Annotated in this window: 24 protein-coding genes; 22 read left to right on the forward strand and 2 right to left on the reverse strand. The window is 70.3% G+C overall.

Going from position 1 to position 26,249, the window contains the following annotated elements; genetic code table 11:
• Nucleotides 1–82: 82 nt before the first annotated feature.
• The gene (locus ACFXKA_RS11225) at nt 83–883 is read left to right on the forward strand and encodes an IclR family transcriptional regulator (RefSeq protein WP_379427072.1); all 801 of its coding nucleotides are present in this window, start codon (nt 83–85) and stop codon (nt 881–883) included.
• Nucleotides 884–890: 7 nt separating this feature from the next.
• Here the strand turns inward: ACFXKA_RS11225 and ACFXKA_RS11230 are convergent, their stop codons facing one another.
• On the reverse strand, nt 891–1,706 hold the full coding sequence (locus tag ACFXKA_RS11230) for a BTAD domain-containing putative transcriptional regulator (RefSeq protein ID WP_379427217.1): 816 nt from the start codon (nt 1,704–1,706) through the stop codon (nt 891–893).
• Between the two features lie 310 nt (nt 1,707–2,016).
• Here ACFXKA_RS11230 and ACFXKA_RS11235 point away from each other — a divergent pair, with 310 nt between their 5' ends.
• From ACFXKA_RS11235 to ACFXKA_RS11330, 20 genes are all read left to right on the forward strand, one after another.
• On the forward strand, nt 2,017–2,613 hold the full coding sequence (locus ACFXKA_RS11235; RefSeq protein WP_379427073.1) for a TetR/AcrR family transcriptional regulator: 597 nt from the start codon (nt 2,017–2,019) through the stop codon (nt 2,611–2,613).
• Nucleotides 2,614–2,855: 242 nt separating this feature from the next.
• Nucleotides 2,856–3,788, forward strand: a complete 933-nt coding sequence (gene fabD, locus ACFXKA_RS11240) for an ACP S-malonyltransferase (RefSeq protein ID WP_379427074.1) — start codon at nt 2,856–2,858, stop codon at nt 3,786–3,788.
• An 88-nt stretch (nt 3,789–3,876) separates the two neighbouring features.
• Nucleotides 3,877–4,302: an acyl carrier protein gene (locus ACFXKA_RS11245; protein WP_354840754.1), complete on the forward strand. Its 426-nt coding sequence runs from the start codon at nt 3,877–3,879 to the stop codon at nt 4,300–4,302.
• Nucleotides 4,302–5,081 carry a 3-oxoacyl-ACP reductase family protein gene (locus tag ACFXKA_RS11250; protein ID WP_354840751.1) on the forward strand — a complete coding sequence of 260 codons (780 nt, stop codon included), beginning with the start codon at nt 4,302–4,304 and terminating at the stop codon, nt 5,079–5,081. The genes ACFXKA_RS11245 and ACFXKA_RS11250 overlap by 1 nt, the downstream gene beginning before the upstream one ends.
• A 21-nt stretch (nt 5,082–5,102) precedes the next feature.
• Nucleotides 5,103–5,552, forward strand: coding sequence for a hypothetical protein (locus ACFXKA_RS11255; RefSeq protein ID WP_354840748.1), 450 nt, complete (start codon nt 5,103–5,105; stop codon nt 5,550–5,552).
• The gene (locus ACFXKA_RS11260; protein WP_379427075.1) at nt 5,552–6,856 is read left to right on the forward strand and encodes a beta-ketoacyl-[acyl-carrier-protein] synthase family protein; all 1,305 of its coding nucleotides are present in this window, start codon (nt 5,552–5,554) and stop codon (nt 6,854–6,856) included. The genes ACFXKA_RS11255 and ACFXKA_RS11260 overlap by 1 nt, the downstream gene beginning before the upstream one ends.
• Nucleotides 6,853–7,371, forward strand: a complete 519-nt coding sequence (locus tag ACFXKA_RS11265; protein WP_379427076.1) for a 3-hydroxyacyl-ACP dehydratase FabZ family protein — start codon at nt 6,853–6,855, stop codon at nt 7,369–7,371. Before ACFXKA_RS11260 ends, ACFXKA_RS11265 begins: the two co-directional genes overlap by 4 nt.
• Nucleotides 7,368–8,642, forward strand: a complete 1,275-nt coding sequence (locus ACFXKA_RS11270; RefSeq protein ID WP_379427077.1) for a beta-ketoacyl-[acyl-carrier-protein] synthase family protein — start codon at nt 7,368–7,370, stop codon at nt 8,640–8,642. Before ACFXKA_RS11265 ends, ACFXKA_RS11270 begins: the two co-directional genes overlap by 4 nt.
• A gap of 18 nt (nt 8,643–8,660) precedes the next feature.
• Nucleotides 8,661–11,063 (forward strand): beta-ketoacyl synthase N-terminal-like domain-containing protein, encoded by a 2,403-nt coding sequence (locus tag ACFXKA_RS11275; RefSeq protein ID WP_379427078.1) that lies wholly within the window; start codon nt 8,661–8,663, stop codon nt 11,061–11,063.
• Nucleotides 11,064–11,076: 13 nt separating this feature from the next.
• Complete coding sequence (locus ACFXKA_RS11280; protein ID WP_379427079.1) at nt 11,077–12,213, forward strand: 3-oxoacyl-[acyl-carrier-protein] synthase III C-terminal domain-containing protein; 1,137 nt, start codon at nt 11,077–11,079, stop codon at nt 12,211–12,213.
• A complete protein-coding gene (locus ACFXKA_RS11285; protein WP_379427080.1) occupies nt 12,200–12,739 on the forward strand; it encodes an ester cyclase in 540 nt (179 codons plus the stop codon). Before ACFXKA_RS11280 ends, ACFXKA_RS11285 begins: the two co-directional genes overlap by 14 nt.
• Nucleotides 12,736–13,959: an FAD-dependent oxidoreductase gene (locus ACFXKA_RS11290; protein WP_379427081.1), complete on the forward strand. Its 1,224-nt coding sequence runs from the start codon at nt 12,736–12,738 to the stop codon at nt 13,957–13,959. The genes ACFXKA_RS11285 and ACFXKA_RS11290 overlap by 4 nt, the downstream gene beginning before the upstream one ends.
• A gap of 1 nt (nt 13,960) precedes the next feature.
• On the forward strand, nt 13,961–14,668 hold the full coding sequence (gene ubiG / locus ACFXKA_RS11295; protein ID WP_379427082.1) for a bifunctional 2-polyprenyl-6-hydroxyphenol methylase/3-demethylubiquinol 3-O-methyltransferase UbiG: 708 nt from the start codon (nt 13,961–13,963) through the stop codon (nt 14,666–14,668).
• Complete coding sequence (locus ACFXKA_RS11300; RefSeq protein ID WP_379427083.1) at nt 14,665–15,630, forward strand: NADP-dependent oxidoreductase; 966 nt, start codon at nt 14,665–14,667, stop codon at nt 15,628–15,630. Before ubiG ends, ACFXKA_RS11300 begins: the two co-directional genes overlap by 4 nt.
• Entirely contained in the window at nt 15,620–16,027 is a 408-nt protein-coding gene (locus tag ACFXKA_RS11305; RefSeq protein WP_354840720.1) for a hypothetical protein, read from the forward strand. The genes ACFXKA_RS11300 and ACFXKA_RS11305 overlap by 11 nt, the downstream gene beginning before the upstream one ends.
• 193 nt (nt 16,028–16,220) lie before the next feature.
• On the forward strand, nt 16,221–16,655 hold the full coding sequence (locus tag ACFXKA_RS11310) for a DUF1772 domain-containing protein (RefSeq protein WP_379427084.1): 435 nt from the start codon (nt 16,221–16,223) through the stop codon (nt 16,653–16,655).
• 64 nt (nt 16,656–16,719) lie between these two features.
• Nucleotides 16,720–18,528, forward strand: a complete 1,809-nt coding sequence (locus ACFXKA_RS11315; protein WP_379427085.1) for a BTAD domain-containing putative transcriptional regulator — start codon at nt 16,720–16,722, stop codon at nt 18,526–18,528.
• Between the two features lie 2 nt (nt 18,529–18,530).
• Nucleotides 18,531–19,034, forward strand: coding sequence for a DUF2505 domain-containing protein (locus ACFXKA_RS11320; protein WP_379427086.1), 504 nt, complete (start codon nt 18,531–18,533; stop codon nt 19,032–19,034).
• Nucleotides 19,031–19,963 (forward strand): SDR family NAD(P)-dependent oxidoreductase, encoded by a 933-nt coding sequence (locus ACFXKA_RS11325; protein ID WP_379427087.1) that lies wholly within the window; start codon nt 19,031–19,033, stop codon nt 19,961–19,963. Before ACFXKA_RS11320 ends, ACFXKA_RS11325 begins: the two co-directional genes overlap by 4 nt.
• A 5-nt stretch (nt 19,964–19,968) precedes the next feature.
• On the forward strand, nt 19,969–22,173 hold the full coding sequence (locus tag ACFXKA_RS11330) for an MMPL family transporter (RefSeq protein WP_379427088.1): 2,205 nt from the start codon (nt 19,969–19,971) through the stop codon (nt 22,171–22,173).
• Here the strand turns inward: ACFXKA_RS11330 and ACFXKA_RS11335 are convergent.
• Entirely contained in the window at nt 22,149–22,826 is a 678-nt protein-coding gene (locus ACFXKA_RS11335) for a hemerythrin domain-containing protein (RefSeq protein ID WP_379427089.1), read from the reverse strand. The genes ACFXKA_RS11330 and ACFXKA_RS11335 overlap by 25 nt on opposite strands.
• A gap of 127 nt (nt 22,827–22,953) precedes the next feature.
• Here ACFXKA_RS11335 and ACFXKA_RS11340 point away from each other — a divergent pair, with 127 nt between their 5' ends.
• Nucleotides 22,954–26,247, forward strand: a complete 3,294-nt coding sequence (locus tag ACFXKA_RS11340) for a BTAD domain-containing putative transcriptional regulator (RefSeq protein WP_379427090.1) — start codon at nt 22,954–22,956, stop codon at nt 26,245–26,247.
• The last annotated feature ends 2 nt before the right edge of the window (nt 26,248–26,249 follow it).

Raw genomic sequence — 26,249 nt, forward strand, 5'->3', positions numbered from 1 at the left:
ACGCACCCGCCAGCATTCCGTTCCACTGAGCCGAACGCCCGCCGGATAGGGTGGGCTGGGCCCGCAGGGTTGGAGGTCGACGATGTCAGCTGCAGTTGCCGGTCGAGTGGTGGACGGTTCGACCGTTCTGGGCAAGACCATGGCGGTACTCGAGGCGTTCTCGATCGACGACGCCCCGTTGAGCCTCGCCGAGCTCGCTCGGCGGACCCGCATTCCGAAGGGCACCTTGCACCGGGTGCTGTCGGACATGGTGACGGTGCGGCTCCTGGACCGGACCGAGGCCGGATATCGGCTCGGCGGGCATCTGTTCGAGCTGGGTATGCGCGCGTCGGTCGAGCGGAGTCTGCTCGAGGTGGCCATTCCCTTCCTCGAGGAGCTGAACGCGCGTATTCACGAGACCGTGCATCTGGGCGTCCTGGATGGCACGGATGTCGTGTACCTGACGAAGATCGGCGGACGGCGGCAGGCCAGCGCTCCGTCCCGGATCGGAGGCCGCATGCCGGTGCACTGCACGGCCATCGGCAAGGTGTTGCTGGCCAATGCCGATGCGGCGCTCCGGGATCAGGTACTGGCGGGGCCGCTTCGTCGCTACACTCCGCGGACGATGGTCCAGCCGGGCACGCTGCGCAAACAGCTCGATCGGATCGCGGCGGACGGCGTGGCCTTCGAATTCGAGGAGTCGGCCCCTGGCCTGGTGTGCGTGTCCGCCCCGATCCGCGACGCGGACCGCGTGGTGGCGGCGATCAGCGTGGCGGGCCCGTCCCACCGGTTCCATCCGGACGCCCACGCGGCAGCGGTCCGCGCGGCCGCCGAGGGTATCGGCCTCACCCTCACCCGGCGGGCCCGGCTGTTGAGCACGCCCACCGCGCTCCCCGGCGGATGATCCGCGGTCAGGCGATCGAGCCCAGGCGATCCGAGACGCCGTCGCGAGCCCGGCGGCCCGCACGGACCGGGCGGGAACTCTCCAGGAATTCGCTGCCGAGCAGGCGATGCCGCAGCGACCGCGTGTCCTGGTTGGGATCGATTTCGAACTGCTCCCGCAGACGTTGCGCACACAGCGCGTACCACTGTTCCGCCTGCTGCAGCTCCCCGCGCCGGGCGTGGATCGTCATCAGTCGGCGAAAAGCCGCCTCGTTCGCCGTATCGATGGCGAGGGTGCGGCGGCACGCGTCGGCGGCGTCGGCGAGTTCTCCTGCGTCGAGCGCGTATTCGGCCAGCGTGTTCAACGCGCTCAGGATCATCGAACGCAGCCAGTGCCGGTGTTCGATCACCCAGCTGTCGGATTCGCCGTCGAGAAACTCGCCCGAGTAGAGTGCCGCGGCCCGTCGATACAGGTCCAGCGCCTCCTCCCGCAGGCCGCGCGCGGCGGCGTCACGTGCGGCCGCGGTAAACCGCTCGAATTCCTGGCAATCGACGATCACATCGTCACTCACGTCCATGATGTAGCCGAAATCCCGGAACTCGATGCGCAGGTCTCGCCGTTCGGTTCCGAAGTGGGCATCCAACGTTCTGCGCAGGGTGTGCACCGTCACCTTCAACGACGTACTGGGCCCATCGATGTCCGGCCACAACAACTCTCGTAGCCGCTCCTTGCCCACGACGCTGTTGCGGTTCACGAGCAACACTCCGAACAGTGATCGAGCTTTGCTCGCACGCCACCGGACACAATCCGCACCGGAGTCCGAAATGGAGAACTCGCCCATCATTTTGACATGAATCGACCGTTCACCAGATGCTCTCAATGAAAACTCCTTGCGTCATGGGCGAACCGCAGAAATATTCAAATCTATTTCGCCACAATCCATCTCGCAGCCCATTTCCGCTGGCGGCTATGTTCGCACGGCCAACTTGCCTGCGCAAGTGGATGTTTCGCAAATCGACTCAAGCCACGAGACTTCTTCGCACGACCCACGAAACAGTAATGTTTCCTTCACGCCGCTACCTGGCCGATCGGACGAAAAGTCATGTTCCGCTCATGTTTTGCGGCTGCGCCGAGTCGTCTGCGATCATGATCGAGTGTCCGAGCTGGGGCGCCTCCGACGCGCACCTGTGCAGTCGCGCAGCAGGGAACGTGTCGAGCGCATCCTGGACGCGGCACGGGAACTCGTGGACGAGCACGGCGTGGACGCCGTGACGACCCGCGCGATCGCCGAGTGCGCCGCCGTGCCGATCGCGACGCTCTACCAGTTCTTCGCCAATCGGGAGGCGGTGTTCCGCCAGCTGCTCGACCGCGACCTGGACCGGATCGACCGGCGGGTCGCGGCGGAGATCGAAACGCTTCGCGCGGACAGCATCCCGCACGCGATCGACCTGTTCGCCGCCGTGCATCGCACCCACTTCCTGCGGCATCTCGAATTCGTCGCGCTCTACTTCGCCTACGGCGACAGCGACGTGGTCCACGTCCATCAGCGCCGTTCCGCGCACTCGTTCGGCCACCTGCTGCTGAAATCCGGGGTGATGCCCGCACACACCGATCCCCGGGTGTTCGGGGTCGCGATCGCGATCGCCGAGGGGACCATCGAACACGCCTACCGGGATGCTCCCCGCAACGAGTGGGTGGTCAGCCAGGGCCGGCTGGTACTGCGGCTCTATCTCGAAAGCCACTGCGGCTGAGGCCCGATCGCGCCCGCTGACCCCTAACCCGGTCCTAACCGCCCCTGGTTAGCGTCGCGCCATGTCCAGTTACCGCACGAGCAACGGCCGGCCGAAAAGCCGGGGTCGCTCAGATAGTTACTGCGTGTTTGGTTTTCCTCGAGGACTGCTCGAGCCGGGATTCACATACTCGGGGCGAGAACAGCGACGTTCGGGATTTGTCTCGCAGTAGCCATGGCTACCAGCAGGATTCGGAAGACAACATGAACGCCAGTGTGATCGCCATGTTTCCCGGCCAGGGTTCCCAGCGCGAGGGCATGGCCGCCCACCTGATCCGGGAGCACCCCGGCACGGCGGGGGTGGTATTCGAGCGCGCCGACGAGGTGCTGGGCCTGCCCCTGGGCAAGCTGTGCGCCGAGGGCGACGCGGAACAGTTGCGGGCCACCGAGATCGCGCAACCTGCGATCCTGGCCACCTCCTTCGCAATCTTCGAGGTGCTGCGCGCCGAGGGCTTCTGCCCCGACATGGTGACCGGGCACAGCCTCGGCGAGTTCACCGCCCTGGTCGCGGCCGGGGTGCTGGACCTCGCCGACGCGCTGACCCTGGTGCGACGCCGGGGCGAGCTGATGGCGGAAATCGCCGCGGCGATACCGGGTGCCATGACGGCCGTGTCCGGGGTGCCCGCGGCGCGGATCGAGGAGATCTGCGCGGGAGTGGCCGGCGTGGTCGAACTCGCCAACTACAACGCCCCCGATCAGTCGGTCATCTCCGGCACGGCGGAGGCGGTGGACGCCGCCGTGGAGTTACTGCGCGAGGAAGGCGCGGGCTCGTTGGTCGCGCTGCGGGTCGGAGCGCCGTTCCATTGCTCGCTCATGGCCTCGCTGGAGGAGCGGTTCGCGGCCGACCTGCACCGCGCCGAATTCCGCGACCCCGCCATCGATATCCTCAGTTCCGTTACCTCGCAGAAGATTTCGAGTGGCAATGACGCCCGCGACCTACTGCGCCGACAGCTCACCGCCCCCGTCCGCTGGATCGAGGTGATCGGCACCGCCGCCGATCTCGGCTGCACCGACTACCTCGAGATCGGCCCCGGACGCGTGCTGTCCGGCCTCGCCAACCGCATGCTGGGCGCGGCCACCGTGCGCAGCACCCAGGACGCGCGCCGCATCGCCGCGGCCATCGCCGCCTACGCCTGATCCGCCGAATCCGGCCGATCCTCACCCCTGTGGCGTCCCGCGCCCCAGGGGACCCAACGGTGTCCCCACCACGAAGGAAGAGATAACCATGCCCGAAACCAGCACCGATTTCGCTCCCGCCGTCATCGACGCGATCGCCGACGCACTGGGCATCGACCAGTCCGAGGTGACCCTCGACGCCACCCTCATCGACGAGCTCGGCGCGGAATCCATCGACCTGCTCGACATCCTGTTCCGCATCCACCGCGACACCGGCGTGAAGATCGCCGTCGCCGATGTCCAGGAGCTGCTGCAGGGTGGTATCCCCGACGACGAGTTCGGTGACGAGAACGAGATCGTCTCCGACATCGGCCTCGCACATCTGGAAAAGGTGCTGCCGCAGTTCGATCGGACCAAGCTGAACGGCCCGCTGCGCGGTGAGCAGGTGCTCGGCCTGGTCACCGTGCGCAATCTGGTGGACCTGGTCGCCCAGCGCGCCGCCGCCGGTCCGGCCGACGCCGAGGCTGTCGCCTGATGTCCGGCGACTTCGCCGGCCGGGTCGCGCTGGTCACCGGCGCGTCCCGGGGCATCGGGCGGGCCGTGGCCCTGACCCTGGCCGGTCGCGGCGCGGCCGTGGCCGTCAACTACCGCTCCCACAAGGACGAGGCCCTCGAGGTGGTCGCCGAGATCGAGCGCTCCGGTGGGCGCGCGGTCGCCATCGGGGCCGATGTCGCCGACGGCGGCGCGGCCCGCGATCTGGTCGAGCAGACGCGAGAACAGTTGGGCGGCTTGCACATTCTGGTCAACAACGCGGGCATCACCCGCGACGGCCTGCTGCACGACATGGATCCCGAGGTGTGGTGGGAGGTCATCCGGGTGAACCTGGGTGGCGCGTTCAACTGCACCCATGCCGCGGCCGGGCACCTCATGGCCCAGGGCGAGGGCTCGATCGTGAACGTGTCGTCGATCATGGGCGAGAAGGGGCTCACCGGGCAGTCCAACTACTCCACCTCGAAGGGCGCGATGAACGCCTTCACGCTGGCCTGCGCGGTGGAGATGGCCCGGTTCGGGGTACGCGTGAATGCCGTTCTGGGCGGGGTGATCCCGACCGATCTGATCGGTGACCTGCTGCAGCGCGACGGCGGGCGCGGGCGCACCCATGTCCCCATGCGCCGCTACGGGACCGTCCAGCAGGTCGCCGAGGCGGTGGCCTACCTGGCCGGTCCGGCCGCCGACTACGTGACCGGCGAGTTGCTGCGCGTGGACGGCGGACTGGCGGTGCAGCTCAGCAATGGCCGCCTGGTCTCCCGCTGAATCGGAAAAGGAGTGACTGCCATGCGATTTCATCTCATCGACCGCATCGAGTCCTGGGAACCGTTGCAGCACATCACCGCTCGCAAACTCACCTCGGTCTACGAGAACGTCTGGCAGCCCTCCGCCGCCGGCCCGGTGCTGCCCTTCGGCCTGGCGCTGGAGGCGCTGTGCCAGGCCGGCGCCTGGCTGGTGCTGCTGAGTTCGGCGCACACCCGCCGGGCCGCGCTGCTCACTGTGGGCGAGGTGACCGTGTACCGCGACGCGGTGCCCGGTGACGTGCTGCGCATGACCGCACAGGTGGTGCACGCGACGCCGGAGGCGGCGGTGGTGGACGGCTGGATCGAGGTGGACGGCGAGCGAATCCTGTTCGCCCGCAACATCATGTGCGCCCTCATCGAGGCCGATCGGCTCGACGATCCGGTCGACACCGAACGGATGGCGCGCCAGCTGCTCGGCGAGGAGCTGGTCTGATGCGTGCCACGAACGCGGCGGGACTGCGGCGGGTGGCCGTGACGGGTGTGGGAGCGGTCACCCCCCTGGGCATCGACGCGCCGACCACCTGGGCCGGAATGATCGAGGGCCGCAATGCCATCGGAACATTGACCACTTTCGACTGCACCACCTTCCCGGTCCGGATCGCCGGGCTGGTGCCCGACGCCTTCGATCCGGCCACCGCCGTCCCGGCAGCCGCCGACCGGCGCTGGGTGTCGCGGCCGGGGTTGTTCGGGCTCGCCGCGACCGGCGAGGCCCTGCGGTCGGCGGGCCTGGACCCGCTCACCGAGACCCCCTACGCACCGTCGGATCGCGGTGTCGCCATGGGCGCGAGCGTGGGCCGCCCGGATCTGAACCTGGTGCTGAAGGTATCCGAATTGCGTTCTCGCACCGGGCAACCCGATGCCTTCGTGCGGCCCGCGCCGTCGGCGACCCTGACCGGGAATCAGAACCTGGCGCTCAATGCCATGGTGCGGCTGATCGGCGCGACCGGGCCCATGGTGGGCATCCACACCGCCTGCGCCGGCTCCGGGCACGCCCTCGGCGAGGCGTTCCGGCTGATCCAGGAGGGCGATGCCCGCATGATGGTGGCGGGCGGCTACGACTCGCTCACCACCTGGGCCGACATTCTCGGATTCGGTCTGCTGGGCGCGATGACCGACCGCTACAACGACAAGCCCGCCAAGGCGTCCCGGCCCTTCGACGCCGACCGCAGCGGGTTCGTCATCGGCGAGGGCGCCGTGGCCTTCGTCCTGGAGGATCTCGAGTCCGCGCTGGATCGCGGTGCGCCGATCCTGGGCGAATTGCTCGGGTACGGGTCCACCATGAACGCCTGGCGCATCACCGACTCGCCACCGGACGGCTCGGGCGCGATCGAGGCCATGGAGTCCGCGCTCGGCGAATCCGGCTTGGGCACAGCCGATATCGACTACATCGCCGCGCACGGCACCAGCACGCCGGGCAACGACGTCTCCGAGACCCGGGCGATCAAGAAGGTCTTCGGCGACGACGCGCACCGGCTGGTGGTGTCCTCACCCAAATCCATGACCGGGCATCTCACCGCCGCCGCGGCGGCGCTCAATCTGCTGGCGGCGCTGGGCGCACTCCGGGATTCGGTGGTGCCGCCCACCCTGAATCTCGACACCCCGGACCGGGCACTGGATCTCGACTACGTCCCCCATCGCGCGCGCTCCATGCCGGTGCGCGCGGCCATGATCAATGCCCTCGCGTTCGGCGGTTCCAATACCTGCCTCGTGGTGGGCACACCCCAGGAGCTGCCATGACCGCGTCCTACACCGTGCCCACCGCACTCCCGGCGCCCGCCGACGTCCCGGCAGCGGGCATCGGCACCCCGGGATTCGATCGAATCCTGGAGGTGAGTCCCGGAATTCGCGCCGAGGCCCTGCTGAATGTGACCGGCACCCTGCCGTTCTTCGACACCCATTTCCCGCGCCGGCCCATCCTGCCCGGTGTGCTGCTGACCGAGAGCATGATCGCGCTGGCCGTGCTCGCGGCCGGGGATCCGCTGCTGCGGCTGCGGGCCGCCGAGGGGCTGCGCTTCCGGCGCTTCGTGACGCCCGGTGACCAGGTGCGCATCACCGTCGAAACGGCCGGTGCCGGCTCGGATCCCGCCGAATCCCGGTGGAGGGCCACCGCCCGCGTGGGCGAGGCCACCGTCGCGGCCGTCCGCACCCTGCGCCTGGTCCGCGGACCCGTCGCGCAAGCGAATGGGAGCACCGCGTCAGCGAACGGGAGCACCGTGGAAGCGAACGGGCGTACCGCCGAGGCGAAGTCGTGAACGCGCGGCGCGTCGTGATCACCGGGATCGGTCTGGTCACGGCGCTCGGCGAAGGTGCGGACGACACCTGGTCGGCGATCGTGGCCGGGCGCACCGCCATCGGCCCCCTGCGCGCCTACGATCCGTCGCCGCTGCGCACCAGGCTCGGCGCGGAGATCCCCGACTTCGATCCCGGCCGGTTCCTGTCGCTGCGCTCCATGCGCACCTCCACCCGCGGCGACCAGTACGGCGTCGCGGCGGCCACCCTCGCGCTGCGGGACGCGGGACTCGAGAAACGCGACCTCGGCCACCGCACCGGCCTGTATCTCGGTGGGAACAAGGACATCTGCCAGCGCGACGACTCGATCGCCGATATGGAGGCCATCCGCGGCGCGGACGGCGGACCGGACATGCGGCGGCTCGGGGAGCTGGCCCGCTCGATCGTGCCGCCGCTGGCGTACGTGGAAGGTTTGCAGAACGGCGGGACCTACCACATCTCCTCGCTGTTCGGCCTGCGCGGACCCAATGCCTTCTACGCGGGCGCGGCGGATTCCGGGGCGACCGCGATCGGGCGGGCCATGCGGGCGATCCGCCGGGGCGAGGCCGATATCGCGGTGGCGGGCGGGTACGACGACGCCACCAACTGGTGGGCCATGGCCAAGCTGGACGGGCTCGGGGTGCTCTCGCCGCGCAACGAACTGGGCGGCAAGGCTTTTCGCCCCTTCGATAAGGAGCACAGCGGTTCGGTCATCGGTGACGGCGCGGCGATCCTGATCCTCGAGGAGCGTGATCGGGCGCTGCGACGCGGCGCGCGCTGTTATGCCGAGCTCGCGGGCTACGGCATGGGCAACGACTGTGTCCGCGTACCCGCCTCCGATCGGGACGGACGGGGACTGGCCCGCGCCATCTCGACGGCCCTGTCCGACACCGGAGCGCCGGCGGTGGACGCCGTGTTCTCCCACGGCTGCGCCACCGCGCTCGGCGATGCCAGTGAGGTGCGCGCCCTGCACACCGCCCTCGGTCCCGAAGCCCACCGGGCCGCGGTGACCAGCGTCAAACCACAGACCGGTCACTTGGTAGGCGGAGCCGGTGCGCTCAATGCCGCACTCGCGGGACTGGCCCTGGCCTCCGGCGTCGTGCCCGCCACCGGCAACCACGAAACACCCGCGCCCGGCTGCGATCTCGACATCGTGTCCGGCGCCGCGCGCCAGGCGAATCCGCGGGTCGCGCTGGCCCTGGCCCGCGGCCTGGAAGGCCAGGCCGTGGCGCTCACCCTCACCGCATCGAACTGACCGACAGGAACTTCGGCCATGCACGAAACCCCTCATCCCGCGCCGCACCGGCGCATCGTGATCACCTCGCTCGGCGCGATCACCGCGCACGGCGTCGGCGCGGAGGAACTGTGGCAGCGGGTGCGCGGCGGCGAGGTGGCCATCCGGCCGCTGCGCGAGCTCGCGGTGCCCGGACTCGCCGGAGCCATCGGCGGCGAGATCCTCGATCCGCCGCGCCCCAAATACGACTACCTCACGCCGCTGGGTCTCACCGACCCCGAACCCGCCGTCGACTACGCGCTCATCGCGGCCGAGGAGGCCATGGCGGGCGCGGGTCTGGGTGTGCTCGAGGACGGCGCGCCACCACGTCCGGACGCCCTGCCCGCGCACCGGTGGGGGGTGGCGTTCGGCAGCTGCAACAGCGGAATCCGCAGTGCCGAGAAGGCGGTGCGCCGCGCGGTCGCCGCCGGCCGGTCCGTCGACGCGGACGGGCTCGGTCTCGGTGACGACCGGCATCTGCTGCTGGTGCCGCCGCAGTTCTGCGCGGAGGCGCTCAGCGCGGCGTTCGGGCTGAAAGGTCCTGTGCTGTCGGTGAATACCGCGTGCGCGTCCAGCGCACACGCGCTGGCGCACGCGGTCGAACAGATCCGCGCGGACCGGGCCGACGCCATGCTGGTGGGCGGCAGCGACGCGCTCACCGAGATGGCCTACTACGGATTCACCAGCGTCGAATCGCTGTCCACGCGCCCGGCCCGGCCGTATTCCCGTGATCGCGACGGGCTTTCGCTCGGCGCGGGCGCGGGCATGATGGTGCTGGCGGCCGCCGAGGTGGCGCTGGCGGCCGGTGCGCCGATCATCGCCGAGGTGCTCGGCTACGGCATGTCGGCCGACGGCTATCACGCCACGGCCCCGCATCCGCAGGGCGCGGGCGCGGCCCGGGCGATTCGCGCGGCCATCGACACCGCCGGTCTCGCGCCCGAGGACGTGCCCTACATCAACGGCCACGGCACCGGCACCCCGAAAAATGATGCGGCGGAGAGCAATGCGGTGCGGGCCGCACTGGGCGAGGCCGCGTCGACGGTGGTGCTCAGCAGCACCAAGTCCATGATCGGCCATCTGCTGGGTGCGGCCGGGGCGGTCGAGGCCATCGTGACCATCCTCGGACTGCGCGATGAAATGGTCCCGCCGACAGCCGGTTTCGCCGCGACCGACCCGGCCTGCGGCCTGGATCCCGCACCCGAGGCGCGTGCGCTGCCCATGCGGGTCGCGGCGTCGAACAACTTCGCATTCGCCGGAGCGAATGCCTGCGTCGTGTACGGACGGCCCGGTACCGCCCGCACCGATCTCGACCCCGTCGCCGCCGACGAGGTCGTCGTCACCGGGATCGGCGTGCTGATCGGCGAGGCATCCGATGCCGATCAGCTCTGGGACGCCTGGGCCGGTGACACCGTGACGACGGAGCCGCACCAGGGATTACGGCTCGCCCGCGTCGGCACCGACCCGGGTGCCGATATACCGGCCAAGGCCCGCCGGCGCATGGACCGCCTCGGGCAGCTGGCGGTCGCGACCAGTCAGCAGGCGCTCGCCGCGGCCGGACTCACCGCCCACGAGGGCGTGGGCGTGGTCGTCGGCACCGGCATCGGGCCGATGAGCAGCATTTCCCGATTCTTCGAACCGACCGTGCTCGGCGGACCCACCCAGGGCAACCCCGCCATCTTCCCCAACACCGTCTTCAATGCCGCCGCCGGACAGGTGGCCATGGCCTTGGGGGCCAAGGGCCCGACCTCCACCCTGACCTCGGGCCACGCCGCCGGGGCCGCCGCCCTCGGGACCGCGTTCGACCTGCTGCGCGCCGGACGCGCGGACGCCGTGCTGTGCACCGGCGCGGACGAGCTGTCCCCCTACGCCCTCGACGCGTACCGGGGCGCGGGGCTTTTCACCGGCCGCCACGGCCGGGGCTTCCGGCTCGCCGAGGGCAGCGTCACCCTGCTGCTGGAGCGGGCCTCGGCGGCGCGGCAGCGGGGCGCCACCCCGATCGCGGTGCTCGCCGGGTACGCGACCACCTCCGATGCCCTGGGCATCGCCCGGTGGGATCCGCGCGGCCGCGGGATGGAACGGGCCATGCGCGACGCCCTGGCCGCGGCCGGGGTATCCCCCGCCGACCTCGCCGCCGTCTGGACCGCCGCGGCGGGCCTGCCCGTGGTGGACGGCCCGGAGCGGCGCGCCATCGACCGGCTCGGTCTCAGCGCGAATTGCGCCCGGCCCGAGCCGAAGCGGGTCCTGGGCGATCCCATCGGCGCGGGCGCGCAACTGGCCGCCGCGCTGGCCATCACCGCCTGGCAGCGCGGCGACCACGGCCCGGTGCTGGTCAACAGCTCCTCGCTGGGCGGCACCCACACCAGTTTCGTGCTGCGGCATCCCGCCGCGGTCATCCACTCGTGAACGGAGACACCACATGCCGAATCCCGAACCACGTCACGTCTCGATCCTGGCCACGGGCTCGTTCCTGCCCGGCGACCCGATCGACAATGCCACCCTGGAGCGCCTGTGCGGCGCCCTGCCCGCCGAGGTGCTCGACAATATCCAAGTACGCCAAAGGCATTGGATGATCGATCCCGCCACCGGCAAGCACGGCACCGGCACCGGCACCAACACCATGGCCGCCACCGCCGCACGACGCGCCCTCGCCCGCGCGGACATCGATCCGGCGGAGGTGGACCTGCTGGTGGTGTCCTCGGCCAGCCCCGAATACCAGCTGCCGGCGGTGGTCACCTACGTCCAGGAGCAGTTGGGCCTGGCGCACTGCGCCTCCATCGAATTCCGGGCCGCCTGTACGGGTTTCGTGCAGGGACTGGACTACGCACGGCGCCTGCTCGCGGACGGCACCTACCGCACCGCCGTGGTGATCGGCGCGGAGGCGATCTCCCCGCTGCTGGCCCCGATGTACCTGGGCATGGACCCGGAGTCGGTGCGCATGCGTGACCGGCTCGTCATCAACTCCTTCGGCGACGGGGCCGGGGCGGTCGTGCTGCGCGCCGGAGAACCGGGCAGCGCCGACCCGGATGGCGAATTCCAGTTCGCCACCGCCTGTTTGGGCGGTGACCGCAAGCCCGGCATGCAGATCGTGGGCGGCGGCACCCATGAGCCCGTGGCCGATCAGGCCAAACGCAAGCGCCTGGTGGAGATGAAGCTCGATGTCTCCGGGACCGCCACCTTCGGACCGAAGGTCTTCGTGGCGGGCATGCGCGACATGCTGACCCGCACCGGGCTCACGGTGGCCGAGATCGACGCCTGCGTGCTGCCCGAGGGCAATGCCGAGTACTTCACCGCCGAATTCGATGCCGCCGGAGTCTCTCCCGAGGACCAGGCGGTGCTGGCCAAGAACATCGTGGAGAACCTCGCCACCGTCGGCGCGACCGGCTCGGCCGCCGTGCCGCTGGCCCTCGACGAGGGCTGGGTACAGGGCCGCGTCCGGCCGGGCGACCGGGTGCTGCTGCTGGCCGTGGAGGCCAGCCGCTACCTGTACGCCGGCCTGTCGCTGCGCTGGGAAGTGCCCGCGCCCGGTGAGGAGACCGCGAATGTCCACGCCTGAGCCGGTTTTCACCCCCGAGGACAATGCGCGCATCATCCGGCGCGTGTTCGACGAGTTCGTCAACGCGGGCGACTTCTCCGTGGTCGACGAGATCTACGCGCCGGACATGGTCGATCACCAGCCCCTGCCCGGCGCGCCGGAAGGCACCGAGGGCGTCAAGCACACCATCGCCGGTCTGCGCCAGGGCTTTCCGGACCTGCACGTCACCATCGAAGCGCTCAGCGCGCACGCCGACTATGTGGTCATCCACAACACCTGGCGCGGCACCTTCACCGGTGAGTTCCTGGGCATGGAACCCACCGGGGAACGGATCGAATTCCACGGTGTCGTGGTGTGGCGGCTGTCGAACGGACTGATCGCCGAGCGTTGGGGCATCGGCGTCGAGTCCTCCATGCTGGAGGCGCTGGGCCTGGGCTGGCTGATGTCCGGCGCATTGGCCCGCAAGGGCCGGCGCCGCGGCGGCGGGATGGATCTCGCGGATCTGGCGGCGGCCGCCACCGCGCTGACCGCGACGGAACAGCCGTGACGGCCCGACCATTCACCGTCCTCATCTCCGGCGGCGGCATCGGCGGCCTGGCCGCCGCACTCGCCCTGCGGGAGCGCGGCATTCGCGTGCGGGTGTTCGAGCGGGCCACCGAACTGCGCGATGGCGGTGCCGGACTGCACATCTGGACCAATGGCACCATCGCGCTGCAACGGCTGGGCGTACTCGACGAGGTGCTGGAAACCGCGCCGATCCAGCACATCACCCACTTCGGCACCTGGCGCGGTGACCTTTTCGGCGCGTGGCCGGTCGGCGACTTCGTCGACCGGTACGGCGCTCCGACCATCGCGGTCGAACGCTCGGTGCTGCATCGGGTGCTCAGCGCGGCGGTGTCGGCGTATCCGGCCGGCACCGAGATCCGCACGGGCGCCGGAGTTGCCGGCTTCGAGCAGGACCACGCGGGCGTCACCGTGAAACTGTCCGACGGTGAGCGGGTGCACGGCGACGTCCTCATCGGCGCGGACGGCATCAATGGCGCGGTGCGCCCCGGACTGCTCGGCGAGCGCCCGCCGCGCTACACCGGCTACATCGCCTGGCGCGGCAAAGCCGTACTGCGACACGAGAAGATCCCGCCGGGCACCTTCTACGCGCTGTTCGGTCCCGGTACCCGCTTCACCTTCTACGACGTCGCACCCGGCGTCGTGCACTGGATGAGCGTCGCCAACGGCGCACCCGGCGGCCGCGATACGGGCGACGTCCGGGCGATGCTGCTCGCGCGCCATCGCGGCTGGATGCCGCCGATCGCGGACATCCTGGAAGCCACCCCGCCGGAGGCCATCATCCGCAGCGATGTGCTGGATCGGCCGCCGGACCGGCGCTGGGGGTCCGGCCGGGTCAGCCTGCTCGGCGACGCCGCCCACCCGATCACCTTCAATATCGGCCAGGGCGCGTGCCAGGCGCTCGAGGACGCGCTGGTGCTCGCCGAGGAGTTGGATACCACCGATCCCGTGAACGCGTTGCGCCGCTACGAGAAACAGCGCCGCGCCCGCACGGCCGGTCTGCAGCAGGTCGCCCATCGCATCGGCCGGCTGGGCGCGCTGGAGAACCCCCTGCTCATTCGGCTGCGGGAACTCGGCATGCGCGCGGTGTGGCCGCGGCTGGTGTTCCGGATCGCGGAGCGCGACCAGATCGCCTACGCCACCCGCTGGCGCACGCCAGCGAAACCACTGCCGGACAAGAGTTTTCAGACAGACGGAGCATGACATGAAGCAATCCCAAACGGAGAGCGACTTCTTCGGCGACTTCGCCGAATCCTGGTGGGACGACGATTCCGCCATGAAAGGGCTCACCTCCTTCCAGCGCCCGCGTTTCGAGTACTTCGACCGATTCGTGAAGGACTGGTCGGGCAAGAAGGTTCTCGACGTCGGCTGCGGCGGTGGCTTCACCACCGAGTTCCTCGCCGGGCGCGGGGCCGTGGTCAGTGGGATGGACCCGTCCGCCCGCCTGGTCGCCGCCGCCCGCGCGCACGCCGAGGCCACCGGCAAGGCCATCGAGTACGCGGTCGGGCGGGCCGAGAAGCTGCCGTACCCCGACGCCGCCTTCGACGTCGTCACCTGCGTGGACGTGCTCGAGCACGTCGATGATCCGGAGCTGGCGGTCCGTGAGATCGCCCGCGTGCTGCGCCCCGGCGGAATCTTCTGCTACGACACCATCAATCGCACGCTCATGGCCCGGATCGTCATGATCTGGATCCCCGAGTACCTCACCGGCATGGTGGCCCGCGGCACCCACCATCACCACCAGTTCATCAAGCCCGCGGAGCTGCGCCGCCACCTCGACGCGGCGGGCCTGACACCGCTGGCGAAGCAGCGCGGGCTGACCATTCTCGGCAAGCGGCGCGACGGCAACCTGCTCATGTTCACCACCCCGGACCTGTCCTCCACCTACATCGGCGCGGCGGTGCGGTCGTGAAGGCGGTCTTCTACCGGCGCTACGGCGACGCGTCGGTCCTCGAATACGGCGAACTGCCGGTGCCCAAGATGGCACTCGACGGGGTGCTGCTCGACGTCAAGGCGGCCTCGGTCAACCCGATCGACTGGAAGGCCCGCGAGGGCTATCTGGATCCCTTCGCCGACACCGTGTTCCCCATCGTCCCCGGTGCCGACGTATCCGGGGTGGTACGCGAAATCGGCATCGGCGTCACCGAATTCGCCGTGGGCGACGAGGTCGTCGGCTGTGTCCGCGAGGACTATCTGAGCCGGGGCGCCTTCGCCGAGGTCATGCCGGCCCCGGTGCGAGCGCTCGCGCTCAAGCCGCCGAATCTGGGCTGGGCCGAGGCCGCCGCCATGCCGCTGGCCGCGCTCACCTCCTACCAGGCACTGGTGCGGGTGCTGGATGTGCGACGCGGCGAGACGGTGCTGGTGCACGGCGCGGCGGGCGGCGTCGGCAGTGTCGCGGTGCAGCTGGCGGTGCACCTGGGCGCGCGCGTGATCGGCACGGCCAGCGACCGCAATCACGCCTTCCTGCGCGAACTGGGCGCGGAGCCGGTGAATTACGCTGTGGGACTGGCTGATTCGGTACGAGCGCTGGCGCCGGCCGGGGTCGATGTGCTGCTCGACGCGGTCGGCAAGCGCATTCAGCGCACGGTGCTGCCGCTGCTCGCGCCGCACGGCCGGTTCGCCTCGGTGGTCGATCCCAAGGCCCGTGAACTCGGCGGCGCGTACGTGTTCACCCGACCCGACACCGGGGATCTGCCGGTGGTGGCCGCACTCGCCGGCAAAGGCGTGTTCCGGGTGCCGGTCGGCGCGGTCTACCCGCTGCCCGATGCCGCGCAGGCGCACTTGCTCAGTCAGGGCGGGCATGCCCGCGGAAAGGTGGTGGTCGCCGTGGACGCGGCCGCCTGTGCGGAGGAAAGACCTTACGATGAACGGTAATTCGATGCTCGCCCGCCGCACCCAGGCGATGGTGCGGCAAGCGGCGTGGTCCCAGGCACTGGCCCGCATCGCCATCGGCACCGGCATGCTCACCGCGCCCGCGGCCGTCGCGAAGTCCTGGTCCGGTGAGTACGACGAGGACGCGTCCTCGCTGCCGACCCGCGCGTTCGGCACCCGGGACGTGGTGATCGGGCTCGGCACCCTCTGGTCGCTGCGGCGCGGACATCCGGTGCGGCACTGGTTCGTCCTGGGCGTCGCGCTCGAACTGGTGGATGCGACCGTGACGCTCAACAAGCGCGCCCGCCTCGGCCTCACCGGGCCTCCGGACACCTGGGAGTTGCTCACCGCGGCCGGATTAGCGGGCGGAATTATGGTGGCCGCGGCCTTGCGCGAGTAATACCTGACCAACTCCGCTTATATCGGATCACAGCCCGGACCGGGTGGGAACTGGACATCGTGACAATCACAGTTCGGTGAAACCTGTTGTGCCGCAAGGTGCAACATACTATTCACGACACCTTGCGACGATAACTACGCCGAGGATTCTTCCCATGAATTATTTCTTACTGTCCGCCATCGGAATTTCAATCATGACGACGGCTGTGGTCTACGGGACGGATTTTTTCTGCGCCCTGGTGCTGCGCACGGCGCTGGCTCGCATCGACGACCGCGCGCTGACCGCCGCCACCGGACGCATTCACGAGGTCGCCGACAAGCGCATGCCGATTCCCGGCGCCGTCGGCGTGGTCGCGGCGGTCGTCGCCACCGGGGCCGCCTTCCTGGACGGGAAGGCGGCCGCGGGCATTCTCGCGGCGGCGGCCGTGGTGGCCCTGGCCATCTGGCTCGGCATCTACGCGCGGGTCAGCGCGCCGGTCAACAAGGAACTCACCGCCGCGGTGCTGGCCGACCGGGTGCCGGTCGACGTCCGGGACCTGCAGCGCACCTGGGACGGCGTCATCGTGGTCCGCGTAATCCTGCAGGGAATCGCCCTGGTCGCACTATTTCTCGCGGCACTCTCGGTGTAATCGAGTGCGCCGCATCACAACCCGCGCACAGTCGCGCGATACGGCGGGAAACGAAGGCGTGGCAATGATTCAGTTCAAACTCCTGGGGCCCGTGCAGCTGCACGTGCACGGCAAGATCGTGGACCTGGGTCCGCCCCGGCAGTGCAGCCTGATGGCCGCGCTGCTGGTGGATTCGGGCCGGCCGCTGTCGATCGACACCCTGATCGACCGGGTCTGGGGCGACTCCCCGCCGGCCGCCGCGCGCGATGCCGTCTACACCTACGTCGCCCGGCTGCGCGGTCTGCTCACCGAGGCCACCTCCGGCACCGGCGCGGACCCGGTCCAGGTGCACCGCGGCCCCGGCGGCTACATGCTCTCCACCCCGCCGGAATCGGTCGACCTGTGGCACTTCATGGATCTGGTCGACCGGGCCCGCGCCACCGACATCGACGATCCCGATCGGGTCGAGCGGCTGTCGGCGGGGTTGAACCTGTGGAACGGCAGTGCCATGACGGGTCTGGACAGCGAATGGGCCCGGCGGCTCAGCGAATCCCTGCACCGGCTCAAGCACGAGGTGACCGCGGACTGGGCCGACGCGGAGATCAGGCGCGGCAATCATTCGCTGGTCATCAACCGGCTGCACACCACGTTGCTCGAGGATCCGCTGGTGGAGGGATTGCAGGAGCGGCTGATTCGCGCCTACTTCCTCAATGGCGAGACCGCCCAGGCGCTGCGGCAGTACGAGCTGGCGCGACGGCTCATCGCCGACGAACTGGGCGCGGACCCGAGTCCGGGGATGCGGGATCTGCACAGCCGTATCCTGCGCGGCGACCTGCCCGAGCTGGACGCACCGGCCTACCCGCCGCTCACCGTCCGCGCCGAATCCGGTGGGCTCCGGCCGCGCGGCCTGGCCGTCGCGCCCGATACGCTGCCGCTGGCTCCGCTCGGATTCAGCGGCCGGGACACCGAATTGGCGACGCTCACCGGCATGCTGACCGACGATCCCGCACCGCGGCCGGTGCTGGTGACCGGCGGCGCGGGGGTCGGCAAAACGGCGCTGGTCCTGCAGGCGGCGGACTGCCTGCGCGACCGCTTTCCCGAAGGACTGCTCTACGCCGACCTCGCCGAGGGGCCGTGCACCACCCCGGAGACGGTGCTCGGTCGGCTGCTCACGGCGCTGGGCATACCGGCCGACGCCATGCCGAAGTCCCTGGCCGAGCGGGTCAATCTGTACCGGGCGCGGCTGGCGCATCGGCGGGTGCTCGTCATTCTGGACAATGCCGCCACCGAATCCCAGGTCATCCCGCTGCTGCCCCCGGGCGGCGTCGGCACCGCCCTGATCACCAGCCGATTCGCCCTGGGGCTCACCACCGTTCGCACCTTCGTCCTGCACGAACTGTCCCGCACCCAGGGGCTGCAGATGCTGGTCGCCACCGTCGGGCGCGCCCGCGTGCTGCCCGAATGGGAGGACGCCGGAACGGTCGCCGACCACTGCTCCGGCATTCCGCTGGCCTTGCGCGCCGTCGCCTGCCGCATGACGACGCGGCCCCATTGGACCTTCGCCCACATGCTCGCCCGGATCAGCGATGAACAGCGCCGCCTCGAAGTGGTGTCGTATCAGGCGCTGGACATGCGCGCGAGCCTCGATCTCACCTTCGACCGGCTCGACCCCACCGCCGCCGGATTGTTCCGGGAGCTCGGTCGCCGGATACCGGCCGGAACCGAGTTCACCGCACCGGCATTGGCCGATCTGCGCGTCGATCAGGTGGAGGACGTCCTGGACCGTCTCGTCGACGCCTACCTGCTGTCCGAGGTCGGACGCGACGATGCCGACCGCACCCGCTACCGAATGCTCGACATCCACCGCATCTACGCCAAGACCCTCGGAGACTGATCATGTCGCGTTCCGTGCAACACACCACCCCCTACCCGTACCCGGACTCCCTGTTCCATCGCGTCCTCGGCTCCCGCGACTATTGGGAGCAGCGCATTCGCGAAATCGACGGCCCCGACGCGGAATTGGCCGCCTTCGATGCCGCGGGCGGCCTGGCGACGGTCACCGTGAACACCGTCATCCCGGCCTCGGCGCTGCCCGGGCCGGCCGCGACCTTCCGGCCCCACGGGGTGCGCTACCGCTACAGCGAGTCGTGGAACGAACCCGAGGACGGCGTGGCGCGGGGACGGATGCAGGGTCGGGTGGAAGGCATGACCATCTCGCTCACCGCCGATCTGGTGGTGCGCCGCACGGAGATCGGGTGCGAGTTCACCATGTCGGGCTCGATCGAGGCGCGAGTTCCCCTGATCGGCAGGCTGATCGAGGCCGATATGAGCAAGACCTTCGCGAGCACCGCCGCCGCCATCGACGAATTCACGATGAACTGGCTGGAGAACGCGGAATGAACGACCCCGTGCTGATCACCGGGGCGACCTCGGGCCTCGGTCTGGAGACCGCGAAATACCTGGCCGCCGAGGGTATTCCACTGATCCTCGGCTGCCGCGACCCACAGCGGGCCGAGGCGGCGGTTCAGCGGATCCGCGCGCACGCGCCCGATGCCGGGATCGAACTGGTCGAACTGGAGCTGGCCTCGCTCGACTCGGTCGACGCGGCCGTGGCGGAACTGCGCCGCCGGAAGAATCCGCGGCTGGGCGCGGTGGTGTGCAATGCCGGCCTGCAGATCGTGGACCGCGTGCGGACCTCAGAGGACGGCTATGAACTCACCTTCGCGGTCAATCACCTCGGGCATTTCGCGCTCGTCACCGGGTGCGCCGATCTACTCGCCCCCGGCGCGCGGGTCGTCGTGGTGTCCAGCGATGTGCATCAGGGGCCGCGCAAGTCCATGGGCTTCCCCGCGCCGCAATGGCGTCACCCCCGGGAGCTGGCCGACCCCGACGACCAGCGAGACTCCGGGGTGGACGGCCGAATCCGTTATGCCACCAGCAAACTCGCCAATGTCTACTTCACCCATGAGCTCGCGCGGCGTTGGCACGACCGGGGTATCACGGCCAATGCCTTCGATCCGGGGCTGATGCCGCAGACCGGGCTGTCGCGCGGCTACCCGACCGTGGCGCGCATCGGATTCCGTTTCCTCGCGCCGGTTCTCATCAAGGTCATGCCCATTGCCCGCACCGTCACCCGGTCGGCGGCGGACCTCGCCTGGCTGGTCACCGCACCCGAACTCGCCGGCACCACCGGTAAATACTTCACGGGGGCGGCGGAGGTGCCCAGCGCACCGGAGTCCTACGACGAGGAGCGGGCCACCGAACTCTGGCGGGTCTCCGAGGACCTGGTCCGGGCCGCGCGCCACGTGCCGCCCGCCGAACGGCGTTGAGCCCCATGCTGACTCGCATCGCGCTCTTCGCCCAGCGCCGCGCGCGGGCCGTGCTGGCGATGGCGGGGCTGGCCGCTGTGCTCTGCTACGCCGTCGGCTGGTCCGCGCCGATGCACCTGCAGTCCGGTGGCTTTCAAGCGCCAGACTCCGAATCCACCTGGGTGGACCAGTATCTCGAACAGCATTTCCCGGGTGCCGCACCGAACGTCGTGCTGCTGCTCACCTCGCTCGACGGCATCGACGGCCCGGCAGCCACCACGGTGGGACGGCAGCTCACCGATGAACTGCGCGCCGATTCGGATCTGCAAGGCGTGCAGTCGTATTGGAACGTCGCGACCGAGATGCGGCCGGCCTTGCGCAGCAAGGATCAGCACAGCGCCGTCATCGTGGCCTTCGCGCGCGGCGATGACACCGCCGCGCCCAAGGTGGCCGACGCCATCGCCGAGAAGTACAACGGCACCCGCGACGGGGTCGAGATCCGGGCGGGCGGTGAAGCGGTCGCGCTCGCCCAGATGAGCCGCCAGGTGACCCTCGATCTGGTGCTCATCGAGTCGATTGCCGTCCCGCTGGCCGGTATCGCCCTGGTGCTGGTGTTCGGCAGCCTGATCGCCTCGATGCTGCCGCTGCTGGTGGGTGTGGTGACCATCGGCGCGGCGCTGGCGGTCCTGCGCGGGCTGGCCGCCGTCGGGCATGTCTCCATCTTCGCGTTGAACATGACCACCGCGCTCGGGTTCGCGGTGGCGCTCGACTCCAGCCTGTTCATGGTGAGCCGGTTCCGGGAGGAGATCGCGGCGGGCGCGGACACCGCCGAGGCCGTGGTTCGCACGGTGCGTACGGCCGGGCGCACCGTGTTGTACTCCGGTCTGACCGTGGCCCTGTCGCTGTCCGCGCTGCTGGTGTTCCCGCTGTACTTCCTGCGCTCGTTCGCCTACGCGGGGCTGGCCGTGCTGGCGGCGGCGGTGTTCACCACGCTGCTGGTGCTCCCGGCGGCCCTGGCGCTCATGGGTTCCCGGGTCGACGCCTGGGATGTGCGGCGTTTCCTGCGCCGCCGGCTCGGACGTCCCGACCCCGTACCGGTTCCCGTCGAAGACGACCGCTGGTACCGCTTCGCCATCGGTGTGATGCGCCGTCCCGTGCTGTGGATCACCGCCGTGGTGGCGGTCCTGCTGCTGCTCGGATCGCCGTTCCTCACCGTGCGTTTCGGCTGGGCCGACGATCGGGTGCTCGCCGCCGGCTCCAGCCGTGATGTCGGCGACGCCTCCCGGTCCGGCTTCTCCGAGAACCTGACCGCGGGCATCCTGGCGATCCTGCCCGATGATCACGGCGACACCGCGGCGGTCGGCGACTACGCGAAGACGCTGTCCCAGATTCCCGATGTCACGTCGGTGCTGTCGAGCGCCGGGGCCTACGCAGGCGGATTCCAGGTGGCCGGACCGCAATCCGCACTCGCCGGGGACGCGGGCACGTATCTGCGGATCGGCACCCGCCTCGACCCCTATTCCACGGCGGCGACCACTCAACTCGACCGCCTGCGCGCGGTCCCCGCCCCGGGCCGGGTGCTCTTCGGCGGACCGGCCGCCCGCAATGCCGACTCGGTGTCCGCCCTGGCCCGGCGAGTTCCCCTGGCGCTGAGCATTATCGCGGTGTCGATGTTCCTGGTGCTGCTGATGTTCACCCGCAGCGTGGTGCTGCCGATCAAGGCACTGGTGCTGACGGTGCTGTCGCTGGCGGCCACCTTCGGCGCGATGGTCTGGATCTTCCAGGACGGACACCTCTCGGGCGTACTGGGATTCACCTCGACCGGCTATCTGGTCCCGACCATGCCGATCCTGATGTTCTGCCTGGCCTTCGGCGTATCCATGGACTACGAGGTGTTCCTGCTGTCACGCATTCGCGAGGAGTATCTCGCCTCCGGCGCAACCGGTCGCGCGGTCGCCGTCGGAATCGCCCGCACCGCACGGATATTCACGGCCGCCGCGGCCCTGCTGGCCATCGCCTTCGTCGGCATGGTGTTCTCCGGAGTGTCCTTCGTCCAGCTCTTCGGTCTGGGACTCACCCTGGCCGTGCTGGTCGACGCGACGATCATCCGCACCATCCTGGTCCCGGCCCTCATGCAGACCATGGGCCGCCTCAACTGGTGGGCTCCCGGCCGGCGGGCAGCGGGGACTTCTATTGTCGTCAGCGGTCACCACTCGGGATCAGCGCGGTAGATCTCGCGGTATTCCTTGGCGAAGGTGCGGCGGCCGAGCAGACGCCAGGCGAGCCGGGTGGGGAGCGGCAGCTCGGCGAGGACCTTCCGGCGATCGGTGCCGGGGACGCCCTGCAGGATGAAGCCGAGGAAGATCAACTGGCGGTCCTTGGGCAGGTGCTCGCGGCCGCGTTCGCCGAGAGCCCGCCACTCGACCGCGGTCATGACGTTCCCGACCACGGGCAGGATGTGCCGCTCCTCCTCGGTCATGTGCTCGTCGAGGGCGTCGGAGAGCGCCCGCAGCGTGGCTGCGAGCCGGTCCCGAACCGATGAGTCTGCGGCGGTGGCGAACTCGGCCCCCTCGCGGTGGGCGCGCTCGGTGAGTTCGGAGATCCGCTCGTGCTGTTCCTCCATACGCAGCACCAGGGCGGAGTCGGCGGGGGCGCGCTCGAGCAGGATCGGCCACATCAGCTCGTCCTCGCCGGTGTGGTGGTGGTGCAGGCCGGTGCCGAGTTCGTCGAGGAAGGCCATCAGGCGGCGGGCGCGCTCGGCGTCTCCGGTCGGCACCGCCGCGACGAGGCCGGGTAGAGCGCTGAAGTGCCTGCGGAAGGCGTTGTGCACGACGATCATGTCGTAGGTGTCGGGGCGGCCGGATGCGATGCCGGTGGTGCTCATGCTGCGCTCCTGTTGTTGTCGGGTACCGAGGCCACTGTGTGGCCCGCGGCTTGCAGCCCACTAGCAAGACACTGCTCAGCCCACTTGCAAGACACTGCGTTCGAGCCCGTCCTAGACTTGGCCCGTCATGGTTCGGATTCGGGTACTGGGCGCGCTGACCGCGGCGGACGGGCGTGGCGAACTCGATCTCGGCGGCCCGCGGCAACGCGGCGTGCTGGCGCGTCTGCTGGTCGCGCGGGGTGAGGTGGTGCCGATCGATCGCCTGATCGATGACCTGTGGCGAGGTGAACCGCCGCCGCGGGCGCTCGGCGCATTGCAGGCCTACGTCTCCAACCTGCGGCGGTTGCTGGAGCCGCAGCGGGCGCCGCGCACGCCCGCCACCGTTCTGATCAGCCGGACCCCGGGCTACGCGGTGCGTCTCGCCGCCGAGGACGTGGACGCGTGGCGCTTCGTCGCCGAACTGGAAGATGCCGGGCGGCAAGACAATCCGCGCGATCGACGACAAACGCTGGAACGCGCGCTCGCCCGCTGGCAGGGTCCCGCGTACGCCGCCTTCGCTGCCGAGCCGTGGGCGACCGCGGAAGCGGCGCGGCTGGAGGAATTGCGGCTGGGCGCACGCGAGAAACTCGCGGCCGCCCTGCTCGAGCTGGGCGAGCCTGCGCTCGCCGCGGCCGAGGCCGAGGTGTTGAGCAGGGAACACCCGCTCCGTGAGGAGGCGTGGCGGCTGACAGCGCTGGCTCGATATCGGGCGGGCCGCCAGGCCGACGCGCTGAGCGCCCTGCGGCAGGCCCGCGGCGTTCTCGCGACCGAACTGGGCATCGATCCGGGTCCGGCTTTGACGCGGCTGGAGTCGGACATTCTCGCGCAACGAATCCCGCTGTGCGAGCCGGTGATTCCACTCCAGGAGCCAGCTTCTGCGACCATCGCGACCGGAAGCGCACCACCGGCCGGACCGGGTCCCGAATTGTTCGGCCGCAGCGCGGAACTCGCCGCGCTGCGCGAAGCGGCCGCCGGTGCCGGCCCGCGGTCGGCGACCGTGGCGGGCGAAGCGGGCAGCGGGAAATCGACTCTGCTGCGGCACTTCGACGCTGCCTCGCGCGCGTCGGGGCACCGGGTGGTGATCGGCCGCTGCCCGGAGGACGACGCCGCTCCGTCGGCTTGGCCATGGGTCGAGATCCTGCGTGCCCTGGCCCGTGAGCACGATCCCGGAGACTTCGCGCCGGCCCTGGCGCCGCTGCTCACCGATGGCGCCGGCGCACCGGACTCCGGCCACGCCCACGGCCGCTTCCTGCTGCATCGGGCGGTGTGCGGCTACCTCACCGCCGTCGCCGCCGACGCTCCGCTGGTGATCCTGCTCGATGACGTACACCGAGGTGACGCCGAGACCGCGGCCCTGCTCACCGCGGTGGCGACCCAGGTGCCCGGGCTCGTCGTGATCGGCTACCGTCCGGACGAGGTACCGCCGGCGTTGGCCGACACGCTCGCCGCCCTGGCCACCTCCGTCCGCGCCCGGGTTCACCTGCGCGGCCTCGGCGTCGAAGACAGCGGTCGCCTGATCACCGCGCTGACCGGCAGCACACCGGCGTCCGCCGTGGTCGCGACCCTGCACGAGCGCACCGGTGGAAATCCGTTCTATCTCGTCGAGGTCGCACGCCTGCTGCAGAGCGAGGGCGAGCTGGTCGCCGCGGCGGAGGTTCCGGCTGGCGTGCGAGATGTGTTGCGCCGCAGGTTCTCCCGGCTTCCCGAGACCGGGGTGGCGCTGCTGCGCCTGGCCGCGGTGATCGGCCGGGAGTTCGATGTCGCGATGCTGATGCACGCGGCCGAGGTATCCGAGGACGAGGTGCTGGACGCGGTGGAAGCCGGGGTGCTGGCCGGGCTGCTGGACGAACCCGCCAGCGGCCGAGCGCGTTTCACACACGTGCTGGTGCGTCAGACGCTGCTCGGCGATCTGTCCCGGATCCGCCGCGACCGATGGCATCGGCGGGTCGCCGCCGCGATCGAGGAGATCGATCCGGGCGATCTCGCGGCCCTGGCCCACCACTACGGCGAGTCGGTGAGCCCGGAGACGGCACGACGGGCCGCCGACTACGCCGTGGCGGCAGCCGAACAGGCCGAGCGGCGCTACGCCCACGACGTCGCCGCGGCCGGGTACGAACGCGCGGCCGCGGCGCTCGAGCGCCACGCGGGCGCCGATACCGTCGAGGAACGGGTCGCCATGCTGTGCCGGGCGGGTCGCAGCCATCTCGCCGGTGGAGCTGGGCTCGCCGCTCGAAGCGCTCGGCATCGGGCCGCGGCGCTGGCCGAGGAGGCCGGCCGGGCCGATCTGCTGGTACGGGCGTTCACCGCCTGGGAGACACCCACCCCGTGGATGAATCGGCAGTGGGGCGTGGTCGAACACCGGGTCGTCGGTTGGATAGAGGACGCGCTGCGTTTCCCCGGCCTCACTCCCGCCGACCGGTGCCGATTGCTGGTGACCCTGGTCGACGAGATCGGCGGCGAGGCAGGCGAACCCGCCGCGGTGGCCGCCGCTCAGGCGCACGCCCTGGCCCGCGAACTCGGTGAGGACGCCCTACTCGCTCCCGCGCTGCAAGCCATGGCCTCGCTCTACGACTCGCCGGACCGCGGCCCGCTCGCGGCCGAGCTGATCGAGGTCGGGCGCCGCACCGACCGCGGTGATTACCTGCTCCTCGGGCACACCGTCGCGCTCCAGGCCGCCGCGTCCACGGCCGATATCGCCACCGTCCGCGAGCATCTCGAGGCGGCCACCGTGCTGGCCGACCGTTACCAGTGGCGGCAGGCTCAGGTGGCGAACGCGATGGCACGCGGGCTGGTGGCCCTCGCGACCGGTGCCCCCGACACGGCCGAGCAGCACTATCTGCGAGCCAACGAATTGCTCACCCGCGCGGGCATTCTCAACGCGGGCGGAATCCTGGGCATGGCGCTGTTCGTGGTGCGGCTGCACCAGGGCCGCGCCGGCGAACTGGTCGAGATGATCAGAGAGTTCGCCGACAGCGCCGTCCCCGCGAGCGTCGACGCCATGGTGGATTTTCTGGTGCTGGCCCTGCTCGCGGCCGGCGACCGGATGGAAGCGGCCCGGGTCCGGCGGCGGGCCCGGCCGATCCGCGACAATCTGTTCCGATCGCTGTTCCTCTCACTGCGCGGCATGGCGGTCGCGACGCTGGGCACGGCCGACGAGGCCGCCACGCTCTACCGCGATCTGCTCCCCTTCCGCGACCGGCTCGGTGGCGCGGACACCGGTTCCTACTCGGTCGGTCCGGTCGACACCGTCCTCGGTGACCTGGCGGCCCGGCACGGGGATGCCGGACTCGCCACCGAGCATTACCGGGCCGCGCTCCGCGTCGCCCTACGCTGTGGCAACACGACTTGGATAACGGCTGCGGCCGGACGCCTCGAGCACTGACG

It is taken from the genome of Nocardia sp. NPDC059228, from assembly GCF_042754245.1.
Classification (GTDB): domain Bacteria; phylum Actinomycetota; class Actinomycetes; order Mycobacteriales; family Mycobacteriaceae; genus Nocardia.

Excerpts from the sequence above, each read along its gene's own strand:
- ACFXKA_RS11225 (WP_379427072.1), top strand. The coding sequence starts at position 83 with ATGTCAGCTGCAGTTGCCGGTCGAGTGGTGGACGGTTCGACCGTTCTG.
- ACFXKA_RS11230 (WP_379427217.1), bottom strand. The coding sequence starts at position 1,706 with ATGATGGGCGAGTTCTCCATTTCGGACTCCGGTGCGGATTGTGTCCGG.
- fabD (WP_379427074.1), top strand. The coding sequence starts at position 2,856 with ATGAACGCCAGTGTGATCGCCATGTTTCCCGGCCAGGGTTCCCAGCGC.
- ACFXKA_RS11245 (WP_354840754.1), top strand. The coding sequence starts at position 3,877 with ATGCCCGAAACCAGCACCGATTTCGCTCCCGCCGTCATCGACGCGATC.
- ACFXKA_RS11250 (WP_354840751.1), top strand. The coding sequence starts at position 4,302 with ATGTCCGGCGACTTCGCCGGCCGGGTCGCGCTGGTCACCGGCGCGTCC.
- ACFXKA_RS11255 (WP_354840748.1), top strand. The coding sequence starts at position 5,103 with ATGCGATTTCATCTCATCGACCGCATCGAGTCCTGGGAACCGTTGCAG.
- ACFXKA_RS11260 (WP_379427075.1), top strand. The coding sequence starts at position 5,552 with ATGCGTGCCACGAACGCGGCGGGACTGCGGCGGGTGGCCGTGACGGGT.
- ACFXKA_RS11265 (WP_379427076.1), top strand. The coding sequence starts at position 6,853 with ATGACCGCGTCCTACACCGTGCCCACCGCACTCCCGGCGCCCGCCGAC.
- ACFXKA_RS11275 (WP_379427078.1), top strand. The coding sequence starts at position 8,661 with ATGCACGAAACCCCTCATCCCGCGCCGCACCGGCGCATCGTGATCACC.
- ACFXKA_RS11280 (WP_379427079.1), top strand. The coding sequence starts at position 11,077 with ATGCCGAATCCCGAACCACGTCACGTCTCGATCCTGGCCACGGGCTCG.
- ACFXKA_RS11285 (WP_379427080.1), top strand. The coding sequence starts at position 12,200 with ATGTCCACGCCTGAGCCGGTTTTCACCCCCGAGGACAATGCGCGCATC.
- ubiG (WP_379427082.1), top strand. The coding sequence starts at position 13,961 with ATGAAGCAATCCCAAACGGAGAGCGACTTCTTCGGCGACTTCGCCGAA.
- ACFXKA_RS11305 (WP_354840720.1), top strand. The coding sequence starts at position 15,620 with ATGAACGGTAATTCGATGCTCGCCCGCCGCACCCAGGCGATGGTGCGG.
- ACFXKA_RS11310 (WP_379427084.1), top strand. The coding sequence starts at position 16,221 with ATGACGACGGCTGTGGTCTACGGGACGGATTTTTTCTGCGCCCTGGTG.
- ACFXKA_RS11315 (WP_379427085.1), top strand. The coding sequence starts at position 16,720 with ATGATTCAGTTCAAACTCCTGGGGCCCGTGCAGCTGCACGTGCACGGC.
- ACFXKA_RS11320 (WP_379427086.1), top strand. The coding sequence starts at position 18,531 with ATGTCGCGTTCCGTGCAACACACCACCCCCTACCCGTACCCGGACTCC.
- ACFXKA_RS11325 (WP_379427087.1), top strand. The coding sequence starts at position 19,031 with ATGAACGACCCCGTGCTGATCACCGGGGCGACCTCGGGCCTCGGTCTG.
- ACFXKA_RS11330 (WP_379427088.1), top strand. The coding sequence starts at position 19,969 with ATGCTGACTCGCATCGCGCTCTTCGCCCAGCGCCGCGCGCGGGCCGTG.
- ACFXKA_RS11335 (WP_379427089.1), bottom strand. The coding sequence starts at position 22,826 with ATGAGCACCACCGGCATCGCATCCGGCCGCCCCGACACCTACGACATG.
- ACFXKA_RS11340 (WP_379427090.1), top strand. The coding sequence starts at position 22,954 with ATGGTTCGGATTCGGGTACTGGGCGCGCTGACCGCGGCGGACGGGCGT.